19 protein-coding genes are annotated in these 20,331 nt (G+C 51.4%); 8 read left to right on the top strand and 11 right to left on the bottom strand.

The window, feature by feature from the left end:
- Positions 1-78 precede the first annotated feature (78 nt).
- Positions 79-639: an RNA polymerase sigma factor gene (locus tag ACO08I_RS10885; protein WP_044221710.1), complete on the top strand. Its 561-nt coding sequence runs from the start codon at positions 79-81 to the stop codon at positions 637-639.
- On the opposite strand, the gene ACO08I_RS10880 is transcribed toward ACO08I_RS10885, so the two are convergent.
- Positions 634-2,958 (bottom strand): CotH kinase family protein, encoded by a 2,325-nt coding sequence (locus tag ACO08I_RS10880; protein WP_421949315.1) that lies wholly within the window; start codon positions 2,956-2,958, stop codon positions 634-636. The genes ACO08I_RS10885 and ACO08I_RS10880 overlap by 6 nt on opposite strands.
- A 172-nt stretch (positions 2,959-3,130) precedes the next feature.
- On the opposite strand from ACO08I_RS10880, the gene ACO08I_RS10875 reads away from it, so the two are divergent.
- Together ACO08I_RS10875 and ACO08I_RS10870 are read left to right on the top strand one after the other, a co-directional pair.
- Positions 3,131-3,706 (top strand): lysophospholipid acyltransferase family protein, encoded by a 576-nt coding sequence (locus ACO08I_RS10875; protein ID WP_282784388.1) that lies wholly within the window; start codon positions 3,131-3,133, stop codon positions 3,704-3,706.
- An 85-nt stretch (positions 3,707-3,791) separates the two neighbouring features.
- Positions 3,792-4,628 (top strand): choice-of-anchor V domain-containing protein, encoded by an 837-nt coding sequence (locus ACO08I_RS10870; RefSeq protein ID WP_421949314.1) that lies wholly within the window; start codon positions 3,792-3,794, stop codon positions 4,626-4,628.
- Positions 4,629-4,634: 6 nt separating this feature from the next.
- Here the strand turns inward: ACO08I_RS10870 and ACO08I_RS10865 are convergent, their stop codons facing one another.
- Positions 4,635-7,604 carry a glycoside hydrolase family 3 N-terminal domain-containing protein gene (locus ACO08I_RS10865; RefSeq protein ID WP_421949313.1) on the bottom strand — a complete coding sequence of 990 codons (2,970 nt, stop codon included), beginning with the start codon at positions 7,602-7,604 and terminating at the stop codon, positions 4,635-4,637.
- Positions 7,605-7,619: 15 nt separating this feature from the next.
- Positions 7,620-9,626 (bottom strand): tetratricopeptide repeat protein, encoded by a 2,007-nt coding sequence (locus tag ACO08I_RS10860; protein WP_421949312.1) that lies wholly within the window; start codon positions 9,624-9,626, stop codon positions 7,620-7,622.
- 221 nt (positions 9,627-9,847) lie between these two features.
- Here ACO08I_RS10860 and ACO08I_RS10855 point away from each other — a divergent pair, with 221 nt between their 5' ends.
- The 3 genes from ACO08I_RS10855 to tesB are packed head-to-tail and all read left to right on the top strand — an operon-like array spanning position 9,848 to position 11,323.
- Entirely contained in the window at positions 9,848-10,039 is a 192-nt protein-coding gene (locus ACO08I_RS10855; protein ID WP_044221725.1) for a type II toxin-antitoxin system VapB family antitoxin, read from the top strand.
- Complete coding sequence (gene vapC / locus ACO08I_RS10850; RefSeq protein ID WP_282784379.1) at positions 10,036-10,449, top strand: type II toxin-antitoxin system VapC family toxin; 414 nt, start codon at positions 10,036-10,038, stop codon at positions 10,447-10,449. The genes ACO08I_RS10855 and vapC overlap by 4 nt, the downstream gene beginning before the upstream one ends.
- A 13-nt stretch (positions 10,450-10,462) precedes the next feature.
- On the top strand, positions 10,463-11,323 hold the full coding sequence (gene tesB / locus ACO08I_RS10845; protein ID WP_293571865.1) for an acyl-CoA thioesterase II: 861 nt from the start codon (positions 10,463-10,465) through the stop codon (positions 11,321-11,323).
- Between the two features lie 104 nt (positions 11,324-11,427).
- Here tesB and ACO08I_RS10840 read toward each other — a convergent pair whose 3' ends face one another.
- From ACO08I_RS10840 to ACO08I_RS10815, 6 genes are all read right to left on the bottom strand, one after another.
- Complete coding sequence (locus tag ACO08I_RS10840; RefSeq protein ID WP_421949311.1) at positions 11,428-11,724, bottom strand: DUF3368 domain-containing protein; 297 nt, start codon at positions 11,722-11,724, stop codon at positions 11,428-11,430.
- Positions 11,725-12,001: 277 nt separating this feature from the next.
- Positions 12,002-13,009, bottom strand: a complete 1,008-nt coding sequence (locus ACO08I_RS10835; protein ID WP_421947434.1) for a transposase — start codon at positions 13,007-13,009, stop codon at positions 12,002-12,004.
- The gene (locus ACO08I_RS10830; RefSeq protein ID WP_421946841.1) at positions 13,009-13,329 is read right to left on the bottom strand and encodes a transposase; all 321 of its coding nucleotides are present in this window, start codon (positions 13,327-13,329) and stop codon (positions 13,009-13,011) included. The genes ACO08I_RS10835 and ACO08I_RS10830 overlap by 1 nt, the downstream gene beginning before the upstream one ends.
- 186 nt (positions 13,330-13,515) lie before the next feature.
- Complete coding sequence (locus ACO08I_RS10825) at positions 13,516-13,770, bottom strand: UPF0175 family protein (protein ID WP_044221737.1); 255 nt, start codon at positions 13,768-13,770, stop codon at positions 13,516-13,518.
- Positions 13,771-14,038: 268 nt separating this feature from the next.
- On the bottom strand, positions 14,039-14,539 hold the full coding sequence (locus ACO08I_RS10820) for a DUF6702 family protein (protein WP_421949310.1): 501 nt from the start codon (positions 14,537-14,539) through the stop codon (positions 14,039-14,041).
- 86 nt (positions 14,540-14,625) lie between these two features.
- Positions 14,626-15,816, bottom strand: a complete 1,191-nt coding sequence (locus tag ACO08I_RS10815) for a glycosyltransferase family 2 protein (RefSeq protein ID WP_421949309.1) — start codon at positions 15,814-15,816, stop codon at positions 14,626-14,628.
- Positions 15,817-16,134: 318 nt separating this feature from the next.
- On the opposite strand from ACO08I_RS10815, the gene ACO08I_RS10810 reads away from it, so the two are divergent.
- Entirely contained in the window at positions 16,135-17,454 is a 1,320-nt protein-coding gene (locus ACO08I_RS10810) for a glycoside hydrolase family 2 TIM barrel-domain containing protein (RefSeq protein ID WP_421949308.1), read from the top strand.
- A 47-nt stretch (positions 17,455-17,501) separates the two neighbouring features.
- Complete coding sequence (locus tag ACO08I_RS10805) at positions 17,502-19,583, top strand: glycosyltransferase family 2 protein (RefSeq protein WP_282777683.1); 2,082 nt, start codon at positions 17,502-17,504, stop codon at positions 19,581-19,583.
- Here ACO08I_RS10805 and ACO08I_RS10800 read toward each other — a convergent pair.
- On the bottom strand, positions 19,549-20,163 hold the full coding sequence (locus ACO08I_RS10800) for an acyltransferase (protein ID WP_421949307.1): 615 nt from the start codon (positions 20,161-20,163) through the stop codon (positions 19,549-19,551). The two genes, ACO08I_RS10805 and ACO08I_RS10800, sit on opposite strands and share 35 nt — an antisense overlap.
- A gap of 23 nt (positions 20,164-20,186) precedes the next feature.
- Complete coding sequence (locus ACO08I_RS10795) at positions 20,187-20,324, bottom strand: hypothetical protein (RefSeq protein ID WP_282777687.1); 138 nt, start codon at positions 20,322-20,324, stop codon at positions 20,187-20,189.
- Between the last annotated feature and the right edge of the window lie 7 nt (positions 20,325-20,331).

The following is a 20,331-nucleotide window of genomic DNA, read 5'->3' as shown; positions in this document are numbered from 1 at the left end:
GGATTTATGCCCTGTGGTTAATCCCTCTACAACTTCTGCCGTCTAACCCCTATCTTTAAGGCAGAAATAACAGCCCGTATGAATGACATGCAGCTTTGGGAAGCCCTTCGACGTGGCGAAAAGTCCGCATTGGAGGCCATCTACCGCAGGGAGGTGGCAGACCTGTTCCGTTATGGGCGCCGAATCATTAACGACGAGGCGCTCGTCGAGGATGTTATTCAGGACATGTTTATAGGTTTGTGGAGGCGTCGGGACGGGCTTGGGGCCACCGACTCCATTCGCCGGTACCTCTTTGTAGCGCTGCGCCGGGACCTCATCCGCCGCAATACCCGGCTGCGCCGAATCACCGGTGAGTTGGACGAGACAAAGCTTGAAGAGGAAACGGTGACCTCCATTGATGCCGAGATCATCGAAGCAGAAAGCCGGGAACTACGGATCGCCCGGCTGAAAGAGGCGATGCAGCAACTCAGCAAGCGGCAGCAAGAGGTCCTCTACCTCAAGTATTTCCAACAAATGGACTACCATACGATTGCGGAAGTGCTGGAAATCAATTATCAGTCAGTACGCAATGTAGCCTCCGCTGGGCTGAAAGCATTGCGTAAACTCATTGGGTTGCTTTTTCTGCTGTGGTGGCTATAGAATCCTGCGCTGCCGCAAAACCAATAGCAAGAGGCTCAGTACAAATACCCCACCTGCCAGTCCTATTTGCATCCATCGCGTCTGCTGCGCCCGCACCCGGCTTTCCACATAATACGGATTGGCAGCATTGGGTGTGCCGGTGCCCGGCCGGAATGCCCAGTTTTGAGGGTCCGAGTTGTTGAGGTCCGGCAACAGGAGGCTCAGTACGAATGCCGAATCTACCGGAGGGGCTTCGTAACTAATGCTGTCTACCATAGCGCCAAGGATAGAATACAGGGCAATGGATTCCTGCCGTTTATTCAGCCCGAAGTCCAGGCCTCCAATCACATTATAGGCTTTAGGATATTTGGCCCTGAATCCCACAGAATCTTCTGCAATGACCAGATAGTCGTTGGGCTCAATCGTTACTGCCGGAAAGGTGAAGGTGTTTTGCTTAAGGTCACTTAGGGTCCACTTGGCCAGGTTGAGCCGCTCTTTGGATCCGTTATACAATTCCAGCCAATCGCCGGCATCTCCACTTTTAGGTGATATTTCGTTGATAACCAGCTTGCTTTCCAGCGGGTGGATGTAAGGCTCGAAGACGGCGTAAACCTCTGTGTCTCCCGGTGCCAGCGAAAGGGATAGTTCCCGGCGTTCGTCCCCGGCAATGACCCCTTCCCAGTGGGAGAACCGGTAGCCATGGTGGGCTACTACACGCAAGGATATAGGAAACCGCTCAAAGTAGGTGCCCAGCAGGGTATCGGAGGTGATGGTCAGGTTTTCATTAAGGACGACCTGTCCACCCTTTGTACTGCCCACAGAGACCTTGCGCTGTGCTCCGGTCTGAAAATATTCCATCAGGTGCATGCGTACATATCCCGGGCGTTCCTGTGCAAAGGTGCGCATGACGTTTACGTGGAAATTCCAGTCCGTACGGCTAAGCTTCCATCGGTCCAGATGGCGGGGCATCTCGGGCTTCAGCCGTTCGTAAAAGAAGTTGACCTGATCCAGTACTCGTTGGGGATCAAAAGAGGTATTCAGGCGATCGGCAAAGCGGTTGACAAAACGGTGGCGGCAATCCTCATTCTCCAGCAATTTGCGCAAAAGGAAAGTGCTCCAGGGCGGATTAGGCCAGGCCGGGCCATCGGGGTTGGTATGAAAAGCCAGGCTATTGTGCTCGTAGGCACTGGGTTCATGCAGGCCAAAGCCCCAGTCAGTATCGTAGAGGATCCAGCGCCACCGTCCACGTTCAGTTTGAGGGCGCCAGTACCGGATGTTGCCGCCTGCGTCCTGATTGTCGAAGTAAATCTGGGCAATCTGGTAGTCCAGAAAGTTGTCGATATCCATTTGTGTGGCTACATAATCAAAATGCCCGGGCTCGCTCAAGTCATGTTCTTCCAGATAGCGGAGCAGAGAACGGTAATGCCGTGCACTGCCTCTTTTGACCGTGTACCGGTGCTCCATGATATCCACGCTGTCGTTTTCCACTTCTTCAAAGTGGCTGTCAATGAAGTATCGGTTGATTTTTTCGCGGATGTTATAGATGCCCCAGTACCGCCCATTGATGTAGACATGAGCGGGGCGGTTGTCCTGGGTCTCCAGGTCCCAGTCTTCTACCAGGCTGGTCATGAGGGCATCCCGGAAGTGGCTTTTCCCAAAATCGCTGCCCGAGTTGCGCAGGACCAGGAACTTGAACTTCTTCTTGCCGGGCTTTCCGAAAATTTCGTGGTCAATGCGGTGTTCTCCGTATTCGTCCCGGGCAACCAGCGCTATGGATTTTTGCGGAAAAAGGCGGCTCATGCCGCCAAAAAGCCGGAATCCGGAAGGGCTTCGGTATACGCATTGCCCGTTGCTTTCGAAGATTTCCAGATTGCAGGTGGTCTCCCGTTTGCTCCAGAAGTTGGCACCCGGTTTTTTCCAAAGCGTATCCACTGCATTGGCGCCCAGCATGAACAGACCATGGAAAGGGTGGAAAAGGGTAGGTGGGTCTATACCAATAGAAATCGTGGCAAAATCCGTCTCGGGCTCTCCAATGAAATAGGTGTGCCCTTCCAGTAAATCGCCCCGTTCGTCTTTGTATGTGGCCAGGAGCCGAAGTACGGATGTCTCCTGAATTGCGATGGGTGTCTGGTAGCGGGCGGATTTTTGGCTGGGCTCAGATCCATCAAGCGTATAGAACACCTGCCCGCCCGGGCATTGAATGTCTACTCTTACTGCTTCGGGATAATAGCCGCCCGGGATGGAGAGGATAACCTCTGGTCGCGGAGGTTTTACCGTTTCCTGCGCGGGCAGGCAAAGCGTTAGGCAAAGCAGGGAAAAAAGGGATGTCAGTCGCTTCAAGGTGCTCGTGTGTTTAATCGGTTTTGGGCAGTAAGCCGCAAATTACGCATTTTTGTCAAGTGTTGCCACTCGCATTGTCCTCCTCTTCGTACGCAAAGCAGGAGCGGTAAGTTACATTTTGCAAAATTGATTATTTTGGTAGCCTCTAACCAAAGTGAAGCGTCTTAAAAAGATGGGAAGGTACATTAGCACAATGCTTTTGAGCTGGCTGGGCTGGCGTATTGTCACCGCATATGAGGCACTGCCGCCTAAGTACGTCCTCATTGCCGTGCCGCATACTTCGAACTGGGATTTTCCGGTTGGCTTGCTGGCTCGCTCTGCACTGGGGCTCGATATCAGGTATGTGGGCAAAGCCAGTCTGTTCCGCCCGCCATTGGGCTGGCTTTTCCGCTGGCTGGGTGGCTACCCTGTGGACCGCAGTCGCAGTACCGGCTATGTGGATGCGGTGGTGGATGTCTTCAATGAAAAGGAGGCCTTTGCCATGTGCATAGCTCCTGAAGGTACACGAAGCCGGGTGGACAAGCTGAAGTCTGGGTTCTACTATATCGCCCTGGGGGCTCAGGTTCCCATCATTATGGCAGGCTTCGATTGGCAAAAAAAGTGCATTACGATCAGTGCGCCTTTCCACCCAACCGGCAATAAGGAACTGGATTTCTCTCATATTGATGCTTTTTTTGTCGGTACGCCCGGCAAAAATCCAGAGCAAGGCTACGGTTACCGTCGCGAGCACGACCTCGCTGCAGATTAGCCCCGGCTTTCTCTAAGGTGGAGATAAACCTTTTGCAACGCTTTCTGTCTTAAACTTCATCATTTACACTCATAAACCACCAACGATGAAGTTTAAATTACTCTACACGTTATTTGTGCTGGCGGGCGGCGCTTTTCTGTTCCTTGGCAACAGCTCGGGTGCCGGGGCAGTACAGGGCCAGGATCGTACCGGCTCACCGCTGAGCAGCGCTACCTGTGGCGCCTGCCACGGGGGCAATAATTTCTCGCCCACCATCGAATTGGAAATCCTGAAGGATGGGGAAGCGGTAGCCGCGTATATTCCCGGAGAAGTGTATACCATGCGGGTCTCAGCCGGATTCACAGGCAATCCTTCGGTTTTCGGCTTTCAGGCGGTTGCGCTTACCGGAGCCAATAACGCACAGGCTGGCGATTTTCAGAATGCGCCCTCTGGCGTACAAATCACTGCCCTTAATGGGCGGGAGTATCCCGAGCATAGCTCACGCAGCCAGGAGAGTGCTTTTGAGATAGAATGGGTGGCTCCGGAGGCGGGTACCGGTGAGGTGCGTTTCTACAGTTCCATTCTGGCGGCCAATAACGGCAATGGTTCCGGCGGTGATGGCGTAGCTACACTGGATGCACCGGTTGTGCTTACTGAGGATGCGACCAGCAATATAGCAGACCGTCTGACGCTCGAGGCTGCAGTCGAGATATTTCCCAATCCTGCAGGTGAAGCGGCAACCCTGCGTATCAGTGAAGCGGAGGCGGGCGACTATCAGGTTGAACTGATGACGATACACGGTCAGGTGCTTTCTGCTCAAAGTTTGCAGGTAAATGGTACTGCGATGCTGCCCGTGGATCTATCAGCTCAGGCAGCAGGGCTTTACCTGGTGCGGATCAGCAATGGGGAGCGTTCACTCGTGCGCCGGGTAATCAAGCGATAAGAGGGCTTAACGAACTACTATGCCTTGTGGGTGCTGCGTGGTATTGGCATCCGTCAGGTACTCGTACTGCTCAATAGCTTCGTATACCGTGCTAAGGATACGGTGGCGGGTACGGAGCTTATTGAGCCGGTAATTGTTCATATCCGGGAAAGTACGGTTGGAAAGGAAAACAAAGACCAGGTTTTCCTCCGGGTCCGCCCAGGCACAAGTGCCGGTAAAGCCGGTATGCCCAAATGTTGCATCTGAGGCATCGGCGGGCAGGTTGATCCACTTGCTGGGATCCAGTTGGCGCATGTCGAAGCCTATACCACGGCGGGTAGACTTTGGGTGCCGTTGGGCAAAAGCCTCAATGGTTTTTGCGTTGAGGAGGCGCTGATCACTGTATAGTCCTCCATTGAGCAGCATTTGCATGATAGCAGCGAGGTCCTGGGCATTGGAAAACAGGCCGGCGTGCCCGCTCACCCCGCCCAGCATGGCAGAGCCCATATCGTGCACATAGCCCCGCAGGGCTTGCTTTCGGAAGTAGTTGTCAATTTCGGTAGGCGCTATTTCTAAAGGCTCAAAGCGCTCCAACGGGCGGTAGGTAGCGGTTTCCAGCCCCATAGGCTTATAAAACAGGCGGCGCGTAAATTCATCCAAAGGCATACCTGTAAGGCGGTCCACCATCTCAGCGATCAGGTAAAAACCGAGGTCGCTATACTTGTAGCGGGGATTGTCGTCTACACTGGAATCAAAAATCTGCTGGAACAGGCTGGCCTTAAAATCATCTCTAAGGTACATGTCCGGAGCGACTTCTGTACTGAAACCTGGCTCCGGCATCCGGCGAAAGAAATCGCGGCTGTGCAGTATCCGACCTTTACGGGTATGTACCAGAGTTTGCTTGTAAAAAGGGATCCAATCTTCCAAACCAGCCTGGTGCGCCATGATATCTCTTAAACGTAATTGCGCTTTATTAGTACCCTCCAACTCTGGTAGGTAATGCACGATGGGGGTATCGAGGTGGATTTGGTTGGCTTCCTGCAGCCACATGACTGCCAGCGTGGCCGCAGCAATTTTAGTAACTGAGGCCAGATCGTAGATGTCGTCGGCATGTACAGGCTGCGCACCAGAGTAAGTGTGGTGGCCGAATGCCTTTTTGTAAACGATTTGCTGGTCTTTAGCAACCAATACCACACAGCCCGGGGTCGCCCTGGCTTCAATGGCCTGCTCTGCGATTTCATCAATTTTAGCAAGCGTCGCCGCATCCATACCTACCGATGCGGGCAGTGCAAAACCAAAGCGGGCCAGTTTGCCAGTAATCACACCATCTCCGAAGGCACTTTTTGGAGAGGCCGTGATGGGCAGCCGGCCTTTGATGGCGCGGGCACCAAACAGGGCTTCGGCGGCCAGGTGCTGCATCATTGGGCTGTCTTCGTAGGCTTCCAGGACCCATTCCTGCTCGTCAAAAAACTTCAGGCTGTACGGGTTGCCAAATACGACAAGCACCACTTTGGTCTTTTGCTGGAGTTGTTGCAGCATACGCCGGGCTGCTCCCGAAATCCCAAAGTCATTGGAAGCCCGGCTGCTCATGTCATGCAGGCCAACGATGGCGATATCGGCTTTACTCAGTTCAGCAATAATACGGGCTTGCTCCCGTTCCGATGGTGCCTGTCCGCATTGCAGAGCTGGCATTTTCTTATACTCCTGCAGCCGGTCCTGGAAAGGGGTGACTTTGCTGGCATTAATGCTCAGACTCGCCATTTTGATACCTTCCAGTTGCCGGAAGGGGAGGAGGTCGTTGGGGTTGCGGACCAGCGTGAGGGCATTGGCCAGGAGTTTGCGCTTAAGCACCAGAGCGTCATCTGTGTTCAGGCGCTCCCGCAGGCTGTCGGTACGCAGGGGCTCAAATTGCTGCAGCCCCAACTCATATTTCGCGCGGAGCACTTTTTTAACCCGGGGCGCCAGCTCTTCCCAGCTTAGCTTCCCGGCTTCAATGTAGTTGCGGATTTCCCGGTAGGCAGCCTCCATGTCTTCGGGCAGCAGCAGGATATCGTTGCCGGCTACCAGCGCTTCGGCTTCCACTTCTCCGCTTTCGAAGTGTTTGGTTACGCCCTTCATCTCCAGCGCATCGGTGAAGACGATGCCTTCGTATTCCAGCCCTTCCTTAAGGAGGTTGGTGATGGTGTTGTAGGATAGGGTAGTGGGGCGTTTCTCCCGCTCGTCCAAAGCCGGCACATTGAGGTGGGCTACCATCATGCTGCCGATGCCCTGTTTGGCCAGTTGCCGGAAGGGGAAGAGCTCGATGCTGTCGAGGCGGCCATAGTCGTGCCGGATCACCGGGAGGTCGTAGTGAGAATCCACATCGGTGTCGCCATGCCCCGGGAAGTGCTTGGCGCAGGCCATCACCCCGTTGTCCTGCATGCCCTGAGCGTACCGCCAGCTTTTGGCCGCTACATTCATCCGGTCCTCGCCGAAGGAGCGGTTGTTGATGACTGGGTTGGCGGCGTTGTTGTTAACATCGGCTACCGGGGCGAAGTTGACGTGGATGCCGGCCAGCTTCATCTGCCGGGCGATCTCGGTCCCCATCTCATAAATCAGGCTGTTGTCCTGTATGGCACCCAGGGTAAGCTGCCGCGGGAAGCTGATGGTGCTGGATTTCATGCGCATGCCCAGCCCCCATTCGCCGTCAATGGCCATCATAAGTGGAACGGGCTCCGCCAGCTTCTGGTACTGATTGATGAGCTCTACCTGCCGCTCCGGTGTGCCCTGGAAAAAGCATAAGCCACCGACCTTATACTTTTTGATTTGTGTTTCTACAGACTGGATGTGTTCCGGGCCAAGGTCAGAATGGGCACGGATCATAAAGAGCTGCCCCAGGCGCTCGGTTTCAGTCATGGTATTGTACACGGAGTCAGCCCAGGCGGTTGCCGGATCAGTTTGCGCTTGTAGCCCGTACCCCATCAGGAGCAGGCAGCATAGAGTCAGTAGTCGGATCATTTCAGGTCGCTTGTTTTAATTGTTTGACTGCATTTTTTCAAGGAAACCGGGGTCGAGTTCCAGTGCTTTATTGCGGTACTGTTGCCCCCGTTGCTGATCGCCGGCGTTGTAGTAGGCGGTGCCCAGGTCAAACCAGGCACTGGGGTTTTGGGGCGCAACTTCGGTCGCTTTGGTAAAGTATTCAATGGCTTTTGGGGTGTTGCCTCGTATACCATGGGCTACGCCCAGCAGACGGATGACTTCGTACTCGTCCGGCATCAGTTCGTAGGCCTTGTTCAGATAAGTGATGGCTTTGTCCACCTGCCCGAGCTGCTCGCCGTAGTATTTGCCGGCATCCTTATAGGTGATGCCCAGGTTGCGGTTGGCATCCCGGTAGTTGGGGTCAATCGACAGGGCATTTTGATAAGCGGCAATGGACTGATCGTAAGCCTGAAGGTAATTGTAGGCGTTGCCCATGAGGAGGTAGGCATTTTTGTAGTTGGGATGGATGCGCACGGCTTCTTCCAGATGCCCGATGGCTTCGCGCAGCATGGCTTCCTTTCGGGTGGCATTCTCCGGTTTGACGGATTGGGTGACAAGCTCGCCGCCTACGGCATTGCGTAGTTTGGCGCTGTTGGGCGAGTATTGAATATCGGTAGTGAAAAGGGTGTAGTTGTCGGCCCAGACCGGGTTGCGGAGCAGCGTTCTCACTCCAAACAAAAGCGCAATGCCAGCTACCACGCCCAGCACCGGTTTGAAGCGGCGGAAGGCTGGAATTTTGCCAGCAGGCGCTCCCTTTACCGCCCAGCGATAGCCCAGCAGTGCCAGCGCCAGGCTGAATCCTACAGAAGGCATAAACAGCAGGCGCTCTGCCATGTGCGTGCCTACCGGAAAGAACAGGTTGGAGACAATAGCCAGGGTAATCAGGTAGAACAGGATGGCAAAGCTCATAGGGTCGCGTTTGGGGAGCCGCCACAGGGCGTAGGCACCCAGCGCCAGATAGAGCAGCAGGCTGAGCATAGCCTCCCAGTCCCCAAAGGTCATGACCCCAATTGCCCGGGGGTAGTAGTCGTGCGTGAGGGTGACGGGTACGAATAACAACTGCAGGTATTTTCCCAGGGAGTATATCACCGTGGCAAAGCGTTCCTGTGCCGTGAAGGCTATATAGCCATTGCCCTGTACTTTGACAAAAGGATTATTCATCATCTCCATGGGCGGATCGCTCAGCCCAAAGCCCAGCACCGAGAACCGAATGGCCAGAAAGGCACCGGCAGCGATGGCAAAGGGCAGGGCCTGTTTGATGATTTCACCGGTCTTTGCGGAAGTGAAAAAGTAGTACGCCAGTGGCGCTACAAATAAAAACATGATGGCATTTTCCTTTGCCATCAGTGCCAGGAAGAAGACTATACCTGCCAGCAGATTGTAAAGTGGTTTCTTATCGAGAAAGGCACGAAGGGAGAGGTATAGCGCCCCAAGGCTGCCCAGCAGGGTGAGGATTTCGTCCCGCCCCTTGACATTTGCTACCACCTCGGTATGTATAGGGTGGACGGCAAACAACAGGCTTGCCGCCAGGGCAATGAAGTACGCCTTCACCTGACCCCGCTGCGGGCGGAACAGCTGCAACAATACCAGGTACAGCAGCACCGTAGTAGCACCGTAGTAGAGCCCGTTGAACAGGTGCCCCACGAAGGGGCTTTCCCCAAAAAACTGTACCTCAATAGCAAACAGGATGAGCGATAGTGGCCGGTAACGCCCCCCCGCCACAAGCGCAGCCTTGCCTTCCTCCTTAAAGAAGCCGAAGAAGGTGTCCTTGCTCAGAATGCCAGGTATGCCGCTGATACCTTCCTTGACAAACATATTGTCGTAGATCACGATGGCATCATCCAGAGCATAACCGTGCCCGAGGGTATTGGCATACAGTAAAAAGCTCAGGGCAAACAAGCCCCAGAGGTGGAGTTTCGAATTGGTAAACCAGGCCGGGTACCCTTTCGGGGCAGTGGCAGGCTGGCTTTTGGTTTGGCGCTCAGGCGTCCTTTTTCCCATGGTCAGTGGTGTCTGCAGTTTGTTGTCCGAGGTAAAATAGAGCTTTTTTGCTAGGCGGAAAAATTAAATCAAGGCATTTCATTACTTGAAAATTGTTGTTGTTACATAATTGATTTGAATCTAATTATCACAGTCAGGCGAGATTTATGAAGATACGCGTGCAAATACAGTGGTTGATTTTATGCCTGAGTTTTGATATTTTTATGCAAAAAAAATAAAAAATGCGTACAAGTATCGAGATAAATGACCAATTGATTCAGCAGGCGCTTGAATTAAGTCAACTAAAGACAAAAAAAGAAGTCGTGAATGAAGCGCTTGAGCAATTCGTGAAAAAGATGAAAAGGCTACGTATGCTTGAGCTCCATGGCAAGGTAGAGTGGGAAGGTAACCTTGATGAGATGCGCAGTATATGAAAAGTAGCGGTGTTTTGGTAGATACCTCTGTATGGATTAGCTATTTAAATGGAGGTGAAGAGCCGGAAGTGGCAGCTTTGATGTCATTGATCAGGCAAGATCAAAAAATAAGTATATGCCCGGTAATTGTTCAGGAAACGCTACAGGGGATTAAATCAGATAGCCAATTTAAACTGGTAAAAGAGAGCTTGCTGTCTTTTGATGTTCTTGAATGGGACCCCATTGAAGCCGCTCTTTCCGGAGCTTTAATTTATCGGACTTTAAGGAAAAAAGGAGTAACTATCAGGAAGTCCAACAACTGTACGATTGCTGCATTTGCAAGAAAATTCGATATGCAAGTCCTGCATATTGACAGAGATTTCGAGATAATGAGCAAAGTTGGTATTATTAGTCAATTTAAACCCTTCTGATTCTAAAATTGATATGAAAGACATCCAAGCCCTCCTGCAACTACTCGACCTGGAACCGATCGAAGAGCATATTTTTCGCGGGCAAAGTGCCAGTATCGGCAGCAAGCGGGTATTCGGCGGACAGGTACTGGCGCAGGCTTTGCAGTCGGCTATCCGCACGGTGCCGGAAGACCGCTTTGTACATTCTCTCCACGCTTATTTTATCCTGCCGGGCGATGTGGCACAACCGATTATTTTTGAAGTGGACCGCATCCGTGACGGGGGCAGTTTTACCACCCGGCGTATCAAAGCCATTCAGAAAGGGCGGGCGATTTTTAACATGTCGGCTTCTTTCCAAAAGCAGCAGGAAGGATTTGACCACCAAATCAGCATGCCCAATGTACAGCCGCCCGATGCACTGATGAACTGGGACGACCTTTTGGAGCAGATGGGCGACCGGCTGCCGGAGGGGATCCGTAAATTCCTGGAAATTTCCCATCCCATTGAATTCCGGCCCGTGGAGCGGGTGCACCCCATGCTAAGTGGCAAGCAACAGCCCATCCGCCACGTATGGATGAAGTCGAAGGGGGCGATGCCTGATCAGGTTACGGCACATCAGGCGGTACTGGCTTACGCTTCTGATTACAATCTGCTGACTACCGCCCTGTTGCCCCACGGTGATCAGGTGTCGAAAACCAAAATTCAAATGGCCAGCCTGGACCACGCCATGTGGTTCCACCGTCCCTTCCGGGCCGATGAATGGCTGCTCTATGCTATCGACAGCCCAAGTGGTTCTAACGCCAGGGGCTTTACGCGGGGCAGTATTTTTAATCAGGAGGGTGTTTTGGTGGCCTCAACCGTTCAGGAGGGGCTGATTCGTCCGGTGGAGGGGTGATTTTTTAGGGAATTGTTTGTCGTCTGTAGGGATGGATGGCTATGTAGATGCAATGCCTGGGGGGCAGGGTATATTCGGCTGCACTTTGCTACCGATTGAGAAGCTTACTCATTTACCATTATCAAAACTTTCTGATATAGTTTTGGACTTATCCTAAATCCAATGTCATAGATTAGTTTATCTAAGATTGGTTTGATATCATTGACATAGTTTTTCGATTTGGCATCTATTAGAATTCCAACCAAACCAGTTATAGTCAAACCATACTCTTCGGCTACCTTTCTACCCTTTCTCTCGTCAATTAACAGCAAATCTGCCTTGTTTTCCAAGGCCAATGCAATCGATTCAGCCTCTCCCGGATCAACTCTCTTCAGTAATTTTTCATAAAGTGGCTTGTTCAAAGTTTCTCTTACTTCAAGCCAGCTGTTTTCTTCAAATAATTGGTCTCTACCCTCTATTCTCAGAAGCTCTTCACTTACTGGTTCAGCCCCCTAAGAATCGGACAAAATTCTATTAGTGAATAATAATCATTCGTGATGGTATTATCTTTGCTCTGCGAGAACACCAACGGTGACGATTGTACCGAAGGTAGTAATGCGTAGGCCTACCATTACGTTTTTAATAATGAGGCCCCATCGAGGGAACCTCATTATTGCGAGGAACACCTGCTGGTTCTGATTACCCGAAGGAACAGTCATAGCGGTGTATCTCTTTCCAAGATAAAACATCCTGAAGACTTAGCCTCAATTTGAACCGAGCTTTCTTTTTATCGAAGGTTTCCATTTCGATTTGGTTATCCTCCCAGAGTGCCCAAAACATACTCGGACTGAGCATCGCTATAGAGCTATGCTGGCGGTGGTTATTGTAAGTCTGGTAGAACTTATTCAACCGGTTTTCCAAGTCTTTGAGCGTATGGAAACAGGCTCCTTTCAAAGAGCTGCCTAAGGTCTTGTGAAAGCTCTCTACGTGGCCATTTTCCTCGGGCGTGTAAGGATGCGTAAAAACCTGATTAAGGTGATTGTCCCGAAAGTATTGTTGGACCATTTTACTGCAAAATTGCTTGCCATTATCATTGCGTATTTCGACGCTGATTTGAGCTTTGAGCAAGTCCGCTGGCTGCAAGTATTTCACGATGACCTGATCCCAGGCATCCTTGATCTGTTCTTGCTTCATGACGTAGCCTACAGCCCAATGTAAGGCAAAGCGGGTAAAAGTATCCAATATCGTCAGGACGTAGGCGTAGCAGGACTTTCCAGCTACCCAGACGTACTTGATATCCATTTCAATGATCCTTAATGGGCCTTGCGGGCATACTCTGCGGTACTGGACAAAATTACGCCCTTTACGTTTTCTGGCCTTACACAAAAGGCCATTTTCCTGTTCCAGCCGGTACACTTTTTTATGGTTGATATACCAACCTCGGACTTGTAAAGTAGCACTCACCAAACGATACCAATTTGGCAAATCTTTATCAGCCAAAATAGAGATAATACCGGTGACTACTTCCTCGTTACTACGACGCGTTAAGAGTTGAGTTACTGGGTCTTTGAACAGTGTCCAATGGGTGGCTTGCTTGCCTACTTTTCGGCCCGTTGGCTGATAGTATAAATCATGGCGGGTAAGCCCCGTTATCGTTAACACTTCCTCCCGCATCAAACCCAGCGACATGTATTGTTTTGCTAACATTACTTTCTCAACTCTGGGTACTTTTTTTTCAATAGCTCATCCTTTAACCGGCTTCTCAGCTGCTCTTCTGCAAGCATGAGCTTGTAATGGACCAGTTCGTTTTCCAGCTCTCGTATCCGGCTCCGGTTGGCCTTAGCTACGCTATGGTCTAAGCCATCAGCACCATCAGCTTGATACTGCTTTTTCCAGTAATAGTACGTTGCAGGGTACACATCATACTTCGCCAAAGTTACTTTGACCCCATAAGCTTTAGCTTCATCCAGAATCTCCAGCTTCTCCTTTTTGCTGAATTTCCGGCCTCTGTTTTCTTGCTTTTCCATATCTAAATCTCTAAAAAAGTTTTTAGACTTTTGTCAGAGTATTTAGGGGGCTGTTACACTTACTTTTTGAGGAACTATAACTCTTTTGAATAACTTTTCCAGGATTTCTAAATATCCGATCTGTTTGAGGTTTGTAATCACAGAGGTATCGCTGACTATTATCATCTGGTTGGTTTTAGGCTCAGGCTAAGAAGCTTTCTTTTGATGGAAAGCTTTCAGATTTTCTAAGTCAGTATCTAGGTCGTTTTCATCATATTTTATGTATATATTCCTTTTTGCTAACTCTCGTTGAAACGAAATATGATCCATGTTTACCAGGTTTTTTGCTTGCCCTATCGACAACCTCTCTGTATCATACAGATGAACGGCTATTTCTACTAATAGCTCATCTGCTGATATTTCTGCAGCTTTTAAGGTCTTTTCAGATATTATCAAGTCCATAAACAATGATTTTCATTGTAATTTAATGCTTTTTAACCACTTGTTCAATAGTGTTTTTAGCCCTTTTGCCTGCGAAGCTACCCCACTGCGTGAAGGTCATCCAGAAAGACCGGATCACTTTCAATGCATCTGCATTCTCTTTCCAAAAAGAGATGTTGGCATTAACCGTTCAGGAGGGGCTGATTCGACCGGTGGAGGGGTGATGCCCGGGTCTACTTTGGACCTGTCCTGGTTGAAGCAACCTTAGTTTTCTTTTCCAAATCAGCCATCAAATTCCCTTAGTCTCATCCCCAACCTGAAAAAACAGCATGCCCGGTTCCTGTCCGGGCAGGACGATGCTGGCCAGGTTCTTCTGGTCGCGGTAGGTATCGAAAAGTACACGGTAGGTCAACTGCAGGGACTCCAGCTTTTCCAGGTTTTCCAATTCCATATAGCACCAAACGGCTGAGAGGTCATCAGAAATTTCCTTACCCCAGAATTTGTAGTCCTGTGGCTTACCATTGACGATTAGCTTGAAGTGCTCGCGCAGGTAGGCTTCGAGGTGGTGCTCGGCTTCAACGGCCTCCCTTGGGGTGCAGAGGAACAGATCGTCGTGCCCCTGTTGCTCCAGCGCCAGCTCCAGGTCATCCAGGAAAATATGCATACTCATCTGCAGCGACTGTGCCTCAGCATCGTATTCCATCAGGCATTTGCTGACATGAAAGTCGTGGGCTTCCAGTGCAGGCTCATTCGAAAACAGCAAGAGTAAGTATAGAAAAACCGTATTCATAGATTCGCGTAATTTATGAGGCGATCCACCTTATCCAAAACGAGTAACCACCCTTTGCAATTACGCTTGCCAACGGGAAAAGTTGATCAGGCACCGCGCACGGCCCTCTCCCAGTTCACACTTTGCTGACCTTTGAGGTAACGGCGCAGGCCGAGAAATACCGAAAGGTTCATGATGAAAAAGTAGTAGGGCACAAAGAGGACCTTCACTTTGAGCTTGCGGTTTTCCAGGAACCAGCCCAGCAGTGCTGCTGCGTAAAAGAGGACCTGCGCCCAGAAGAGCAGGCTGTACAAACCAAAATCAAACAGCCCTTCCTGCAGTGCGAGTGCCAGATTGATCGGAATCAACAGCAGCAACAACAGGGGCGTAAGCGTCCACCGTAGGACCCGGTGAGAAATATACTGGAAGGACAATCTTCCATATTTGAAAATATTCAGCAGCGGCCATAGGCGGATGACCGACTGAATGCCGCCCGCTGAGATCCGGACCTTGCGCTTGAGTTCCTCCTTGACATTGGCAGAAGCCGTCTCAATAGCGTAGGCATTGGGATTGTACTGAATGGTGTAGCCCTGCATGGCTACCCGCAGGGAAATGATGAAGTCGTCGAGGAGGGTGTCTTTCTCCACCTCTTGCCAAAGCGCTGTACGAATGGCGAAGAGTTCTCCGGCCGCGCCCACCACAGAGTACAGCTCGGCATCCCATTTTTTGAGCGTAGACTCGTACTTCCAGTAAATGCCCTCGCCGGCACCGGCAGCAGCATCTGCATCTTTGGAACGAATCCGCTTTTCGCCCGATACACATCCCACCTTGGGGTTTCGGAACAGGCGGACAATTTCCTGAATAGAGTCCTCGCCGAGGTCCGTATTCGCATCCGAAAAGATGACAATGGGGGTTTTGACAAACTGCATGCCCCGGTTCATAGCGGCAATCTTGCCGTTGCGGGCAGGGTTGTGGTGGACTTCGACTCCTTCGTATTGCTGAAGCATGTCGGGCGTGCCATCGTCCGAGCCATCCGTGACCCACATGTGGCTTACTTTTTCCTGTGGATAATTGAGGGATTTGGAGTTGCGGACTTTGGCGTCCACATAGTCCTCCTCGTTATAGGCCGCTACAAAAAGCGTGACCTCCGGCTCATAATCAGCATTGCCTTCGTAGGGGTGGTGCAGCCCCAGCAAGCGCCTCACCTTTACAAGGAAGTACAGCAGAATGCCGTAGCCTACGTAGGTGTAAAAAACAATAAACAGGAATAACCAAAATAGAATTTCAAGAAGTGTCATGGCATATTTGTTGGATTAAACAGCCGATGCCAGCTAAATACCAAAACTATACGGCTGAAAATACCCCTAAAAATAAGCAAATTTGTAATGTATTTGCCCAAATGGATTAATACTTTCTCACAATTGATTATCAGTCCGGAATTGATTATCTTTGGAAATATTAAGCAAATTCCCCTAAGCAGATTTTTTCGAAGCCCTGATACTTTCCGATATCCGATGTCACCTTTTGCCTGCAAACAATGCCTGGTTAGGTTGATCAACGTGGAATGTGGATTGAACAGGCGTGGTTAATTGCACACTTTTAAACAAATACGCACATTGAAACCCTTAGCTCTTTTCCTGTGGCTGCTGCCGTTATGGCTGTTTACTGCCTGTGATTTACAGGTGGCGGGGACTTCTGGAGCAGTATCGCCGCCCGATAAGAAAGTTTACCTCTATAAATCTGATGACACCTTTGTACTCTACAAAGACAACCAATCTTTTCGCATACACGGTGCATCAGGTGACCCCCGCTATATCCGCCAACTGGCAGAAGCAGGGGGGAATTGTTTGCGCGTGTACGACACCCTGGGGCTGGCTCAGGTGCTTGATACCGCATACCGTTACGGGATAGCCATCATTGCTGATCTGCCACTGCCCAAAAGCCAGCATCTTTCCTTCTACCGGGATCAGCAGCAGGTGAAAGCTCAGTTTCATGCCTACCGGGACTTTGTTCGACGGCACAAAGACCACCCTGCGCTTCTGATGTGGATGTTGGGCAACGAGCTCGACTTTCCCTATAAGCCTAACTACACCCCATTTTACCGGGCATATAATGATCTGCTCGCGATGATTCATCAAGTGGATGGGCAGCACCCGGTGGCTACCGCCCTCACGAACTTTCAGCGGCGCACCATTACCAACATCCGGCTCAAAATACCCGATCTGGATCTTTTGGGGATCAATACCTTCGGATTGCTCAAAGACCTGGAGCAGGACATGGCTGATTTTGCCTGGATGTGGGACGGGCCCTACTTTGTCAGTGAATGGAACATCAATGGCTATTGGGAGGTGCCCATGACTGCATGGGGCGCGCCCATTGAGGATGCCGGCTGGAAAAAAGGAGAAGAATTAGTAGAGCGCTTTTACCAGGAAATGCCCTATCATGATCCCCGTTTTCTGGGCAGTTGCCTGTTCTACTGGGGGCATAAGCAGGAGCGGACGGAGACCTGGTTTAATACCTTTACCTACGATGGGATCCCTACAGCCCTTTATGAAGCTTACGAACAGCTGAATGATTGCTCCCTTTCTTACCCTACTGCTCCCGAACTGAAATATATGCTTCTGGACAGCGCCGGTAGTTCTGATTATATTATGCTCCATCCGGGGCAGCTCTACACGGCTCATTTGGTTTTTGACCACCCTCCCGATTCCACCCTGCAAACCCGTTGGAGGCTGCTCGATGAGGACTGGTATTCACTGGAGCTTGATACGGTGGTTCCGGTATTTCAATATGATCATTTGCTGGACACCGCTGGCACGAAAATGGTCCGTTTTCGGGCACCTGCACACGAAGGCCCGTACCGGCTATATGCAACGCTGCATTACCCGGGCAGTATTGCTACCGCGGTCAACACCCCTTTCTATGTTATTGAGTAATGCTTAGCCCTATGATCACCCCGCCTACAAAACTACAGACCTTAATCATGCGAAGCCTGATCCTGATTGGGGTGGCGAGTATGATTTTTCTTTGGTATGAATTGCTCCGCCCGGTACATATCGGGTACCCGCCGCTTTATTGGCTGCTGCTTTTTGCGCTTGTCCTGCTGTGCGGAAAGGTCCTTCACGAGTGGACTTATTATTTCAGCATCAGCGTACCGGAAACGCCGGAAGATCCACCTGAATTCACGGTGGATGTGCTGACCACCTTCGTCGCGGGGGAGCCCTACGAGATGATCGAGGAAACACTGACTGCCATTAAAAACATCCGCTACCCGCACGAAACCTACCTCTGTGATGAAGCTGATGACCCACGCCTTAAAGCTTTTTGTGCGAAGCTGGGGATTCACCACGTGACCCGGGAGAAGAAGATCAATGCCAAAGCAGGCAATATCAATAATGCTTTGCAACAAGCCACCGGAGAAATCTGTCTGGTGCTCGATCCTGACCATGTGCCGCAGCCAGATTTTCTGGACCATATAATTCCTCACTTTGCCGATGAGCGGATCGGTTTCGTGCAGACCGTACAAGCTTACGAGAATATTCATGAGACCCTGATTTCCAAAGGGGCAGCCCAACAGACCTTCCAATTCTATGGGCCTATGATGATGACCATGAATTCCTACGGTACGGTACAGGCAATTGGGGCTAATTGCACTTTTCGCCGAAAGGCACTGGACTCCATTGGCGGGCATGCTGCCGGCCTGGCAGAGGATATGCACACGGCGATGCAGCTACATGCGAAGGGGTGGAAATCAGTCTATGTACCACGAGTACTTGCCCGGGGGTTAGTGCCGTCCACTCTGTCCGCCTATTACAAACAACAGCTGAAGTGGTCGCGGGGTGTCTTTGAGTTGTTGTTTACTACTTATCCGCGGATATTCAGAAAACTGACCTGGCCGCAAAGACTGTACTACGGAGTGCTGCCTGGATACTATTTTCTGAGTACGGCCTATTTTCTCAATTTACTTATTCCGGTTATTGCGCTTTTCTCCGGCCATATGCCTATGCGCATGGATTTGGTGGAGTTTGTGCTGATTGGGCTGCCCTTATTTGTTTCCGGACTGGCAATCCGGCAGTATGCCCAAAACTGGGTGATGGAAGAGCGGGAACGGGGGCTGCATACCGTTGGGGGCTTACTTTTGATCGGAACCTGGTGGATCCACCTCATGGGGCTGATCTTTGCCATCTTGCGCCGGAAGGTGCCCTATGACCCCACTCCCAAAGACAATCAGGAAGCCAACAACTGGCCCCTGAATATCCCCAATCTTATTGCCATCGGGGTATCCCTGGCGGCAGTGATCTACGGGATGAATACACATCCTAATATCTACTATGCTATGATGAGCAGCCTGGCCTTGCTCAATATCAGTATTTTAAGCTTTACCGTCCTGGCGAGCCGGCAGGCGAGCTGGCGCCGCGTCATTGACAGCCGCCGGTCGCTCCGTTTGCTGGATCACCGCATCCGGCAGGTCCGGCGGGCGGTATGGCTTTTCAACCACCGGATATTCGCCCTGATCCGGAAGACTGCTTTTCCGTTGGTGGCCCTCATTTCTATTGGTGCGGTGTGGCTTTTGCAGGACTGGCCGACGTATCGTTTTCAGCTCATCAAGGACAAAACGGTACAGCAATGGGTTCGGGAGGAATACCAGCATAATCCTGTACTTCAGCCGGGATCAGAATTGGATACGCGTCCGGCAGATGCTGCACCGCTGAGTATTCTGAGAACGGCCCAGGTGCTTTATCCTGGTGATATTGCCGTTTTTTCAGCTGTAGAGCCCAGAGCAGGCCGCTGGGCCCTGGCTGACACAACGCACTATGACCGTTTGGATTGGTTCCTGTTGAGGCTGGGGAGTGAGCCGGAAGAATACCGGTTTGCCAAAATGGGCTCTGGTCTTTGGGCAGGGATCGAGGTGCCCGGGCAGATGGATAACTTCAGGGTACTCCTGAAAGCCACACGCAAAGGGGAACGCCCGGTTATTGTGGCTAAACCGCTGAGGACACCATTCCCAAAAGAGCAGGAACAAAGTCTGCTTACACCCGCTCCCATTGCCCCGTCTCCTGATTAAAGCGCTTGATGACCCGGGCCGGGTTGCCTACAGCTACAGAGTAGGGGGGGATGTCCTTGGTGACCACACTGCCTGCACCGACCTGCACGCGCTTTCCAATGCGTACACCAGCCACTACCACGGAGTTGGCGCCAATATGGGCTTCATCCTCGATAATCACTGGTTTGATATCCAAAGGTTGCACGCTGGAGTTTTTGGAGCCATCCTGATAGCCATGGTTGAAGCCCGAAATGAAGACATGCTGCCCCAGCCCGGAGCCATTGCCCATCGTGACCGGGCCGATGACCACACTTCCGATCCCGATACGCACCCGGTTGCCCATGAGAACATCGCCGGAGCCGTTGTTGACGGTGGTGAAATCCTCAATAGTGGTAAGGTCGCCAATTTCGAAGCGGTTCCAGGGGAATACGTCTATGCGGGAACGCCGGCGGATGGTGGAGCCTTTGCCCCGTTTGTGGAAAAAGCGGTTCAGAATATTGCGCACCCACCACCGTGGCCGGGGGTTGCGGTTGGGCGTGATCAGCCAAAGGGCAAACGCTTTGGTCTTGGGGTTGGATTTGATTTTGGAAATGAAGCTCATGGCTGTTTAGTTTGTTGAAGGGGTTAAAGATCGCCCGGGGAGACAGAGTAGTGCCTGGCTGTTGTTCCTGAATGCTGTAGCAGGGACAACCGTGTTGCCACAATTGCCCAAACCGTGGGCCGAATACCTGCCATCATACCATCCTGGGCTCGAATGTGCATATGTATG

The sequence above is a fragment of the Phaeodactylibacter xiamenensis genome, from assembly GCF_965229835.1.
Classification (GTDB): Bacteria; Bacteroidota; Bacteroidia; order Chitinophagales; family Saprospiraceae; genus Phaeodactylibacter; species Phaeodactylibacter xiamenensis.
Note: the sequence above shows the minus strand (reverse complement) of the source record. Positions and strands in the feature narration are given on the sequence as shown.

Bases quoted from the DNA above. Each gene is read 5' to 3' on its own strand.
- ACO08I_RS10885 (WP_044221710.1), top strand. From the start codon at position 79: ATGAATGACATGCAGCTTTGGGAAGCCCTTCGACGTGGCGAAAAGTCC.
- ACO08I_RS10875 (WP_282784388.1), top strand. From the start codon at position 3,131: ATGGGAAGGTACATTAGCACAATGCTTTTGAGCTGGCTGGGCTGGCGT.
- ACO08I_RS10870 (WP_421949314.1), top strand. From the start codon at position 3,792: ATGAAGTTTAAATTACTCTACACGTTATTTGTGCTGGCGGGCGGCGCT.
- ACO08I_RS10865 (WP_421949313.1), bottom strand. From the start codon at position 7,604: ATGATCCGACTACTGACTCTATGCTGCCTGCTCCTGATGGGGTACGGG.
- ACO08I_RS10860 (WP_421949312.1), bottom strand. From the start codon at position 9,626: ATGGGAAAAAGGACGCCTGAGCGCCAAACCAAAAGCCAGCCTGCCACT.
- ACO08I_RS10855 (WP_044221725.1), top strand. From the start codon at position 9,848: ATGCGTACAAGTATCGAGATAAATGACCAATTGATTCAGCAGGCGCTT.
- vapC (WP_282784379.1), top strand. From the start codon at position 10,036: ATGAAAAGTAGCGGTGTTTTGGTAGATACCTCTGTATGGATTAGCTAT.
- tesB (WP_293571865.1), top strand. From the start codon at position 10,463: ATGAAAGACATCCAAGCCCTCCTGCAACTACTCGACCTGGAACCGATC.
- ACO08I_RS10835 (WP_421947434.1), bottom strand. From the start codon at position 13,009: ATGTTAGCAAAACAATACATGTCGCTGGGTTTGATGCGGGAGGAAGTG.
- ACO08I_RS10830 (WP_421946841.1), bottom strand. From the start codon at position 13,329: ATGGAAAAGCAAGAAAACAGAGGCCGGAAATTCAGCAAAAAGGAGAAG.
- ACO08I_RS10825 (WP_044221737.1), bottom strand. From the start codon at position 13,770: ATGGACTTGATAATATCTGAAAAGACCTTAAAAGCTGCAGAAATATCA.
- ACO08I_RS10820 (WP_421949310.1), bottom strand. From the start codon at position 14,539: ATGAATACGGTTTTTCTATACTTACTCTTGCTGTTTTCGAATGAGCCT.
- ACO08I_RS10815 (WP_421949309.1), bottom strand. From the start codon at position 15,816: ATGACACTTCTTGAAATTCTATTTTGGTTATTCCTGTTTATTGTTTTT.
- ACO08I_RS10805 (WP_282777683.1), top strand. From the start codon at position 17,502: ATGCGAAGCCTGATCCTGATTGGGGTGGCGAGTATGATTTTTCTTTGG.
- ACO08I_RS10800 (WP_421949307.1), bottom strand. From the start codon at position 20,163: ATGAGCTTCATTTCCAAAATCAAATCCAACCCCAAGACCAAAGCGTTT.
- ACO08I_RS10795 (WP_282777687.1), bottom strand. From the start codon at position 20,324: ATGCACATTCGAGCCCAGGATGGTATGATGGCAGGTATTCGGCCCACG.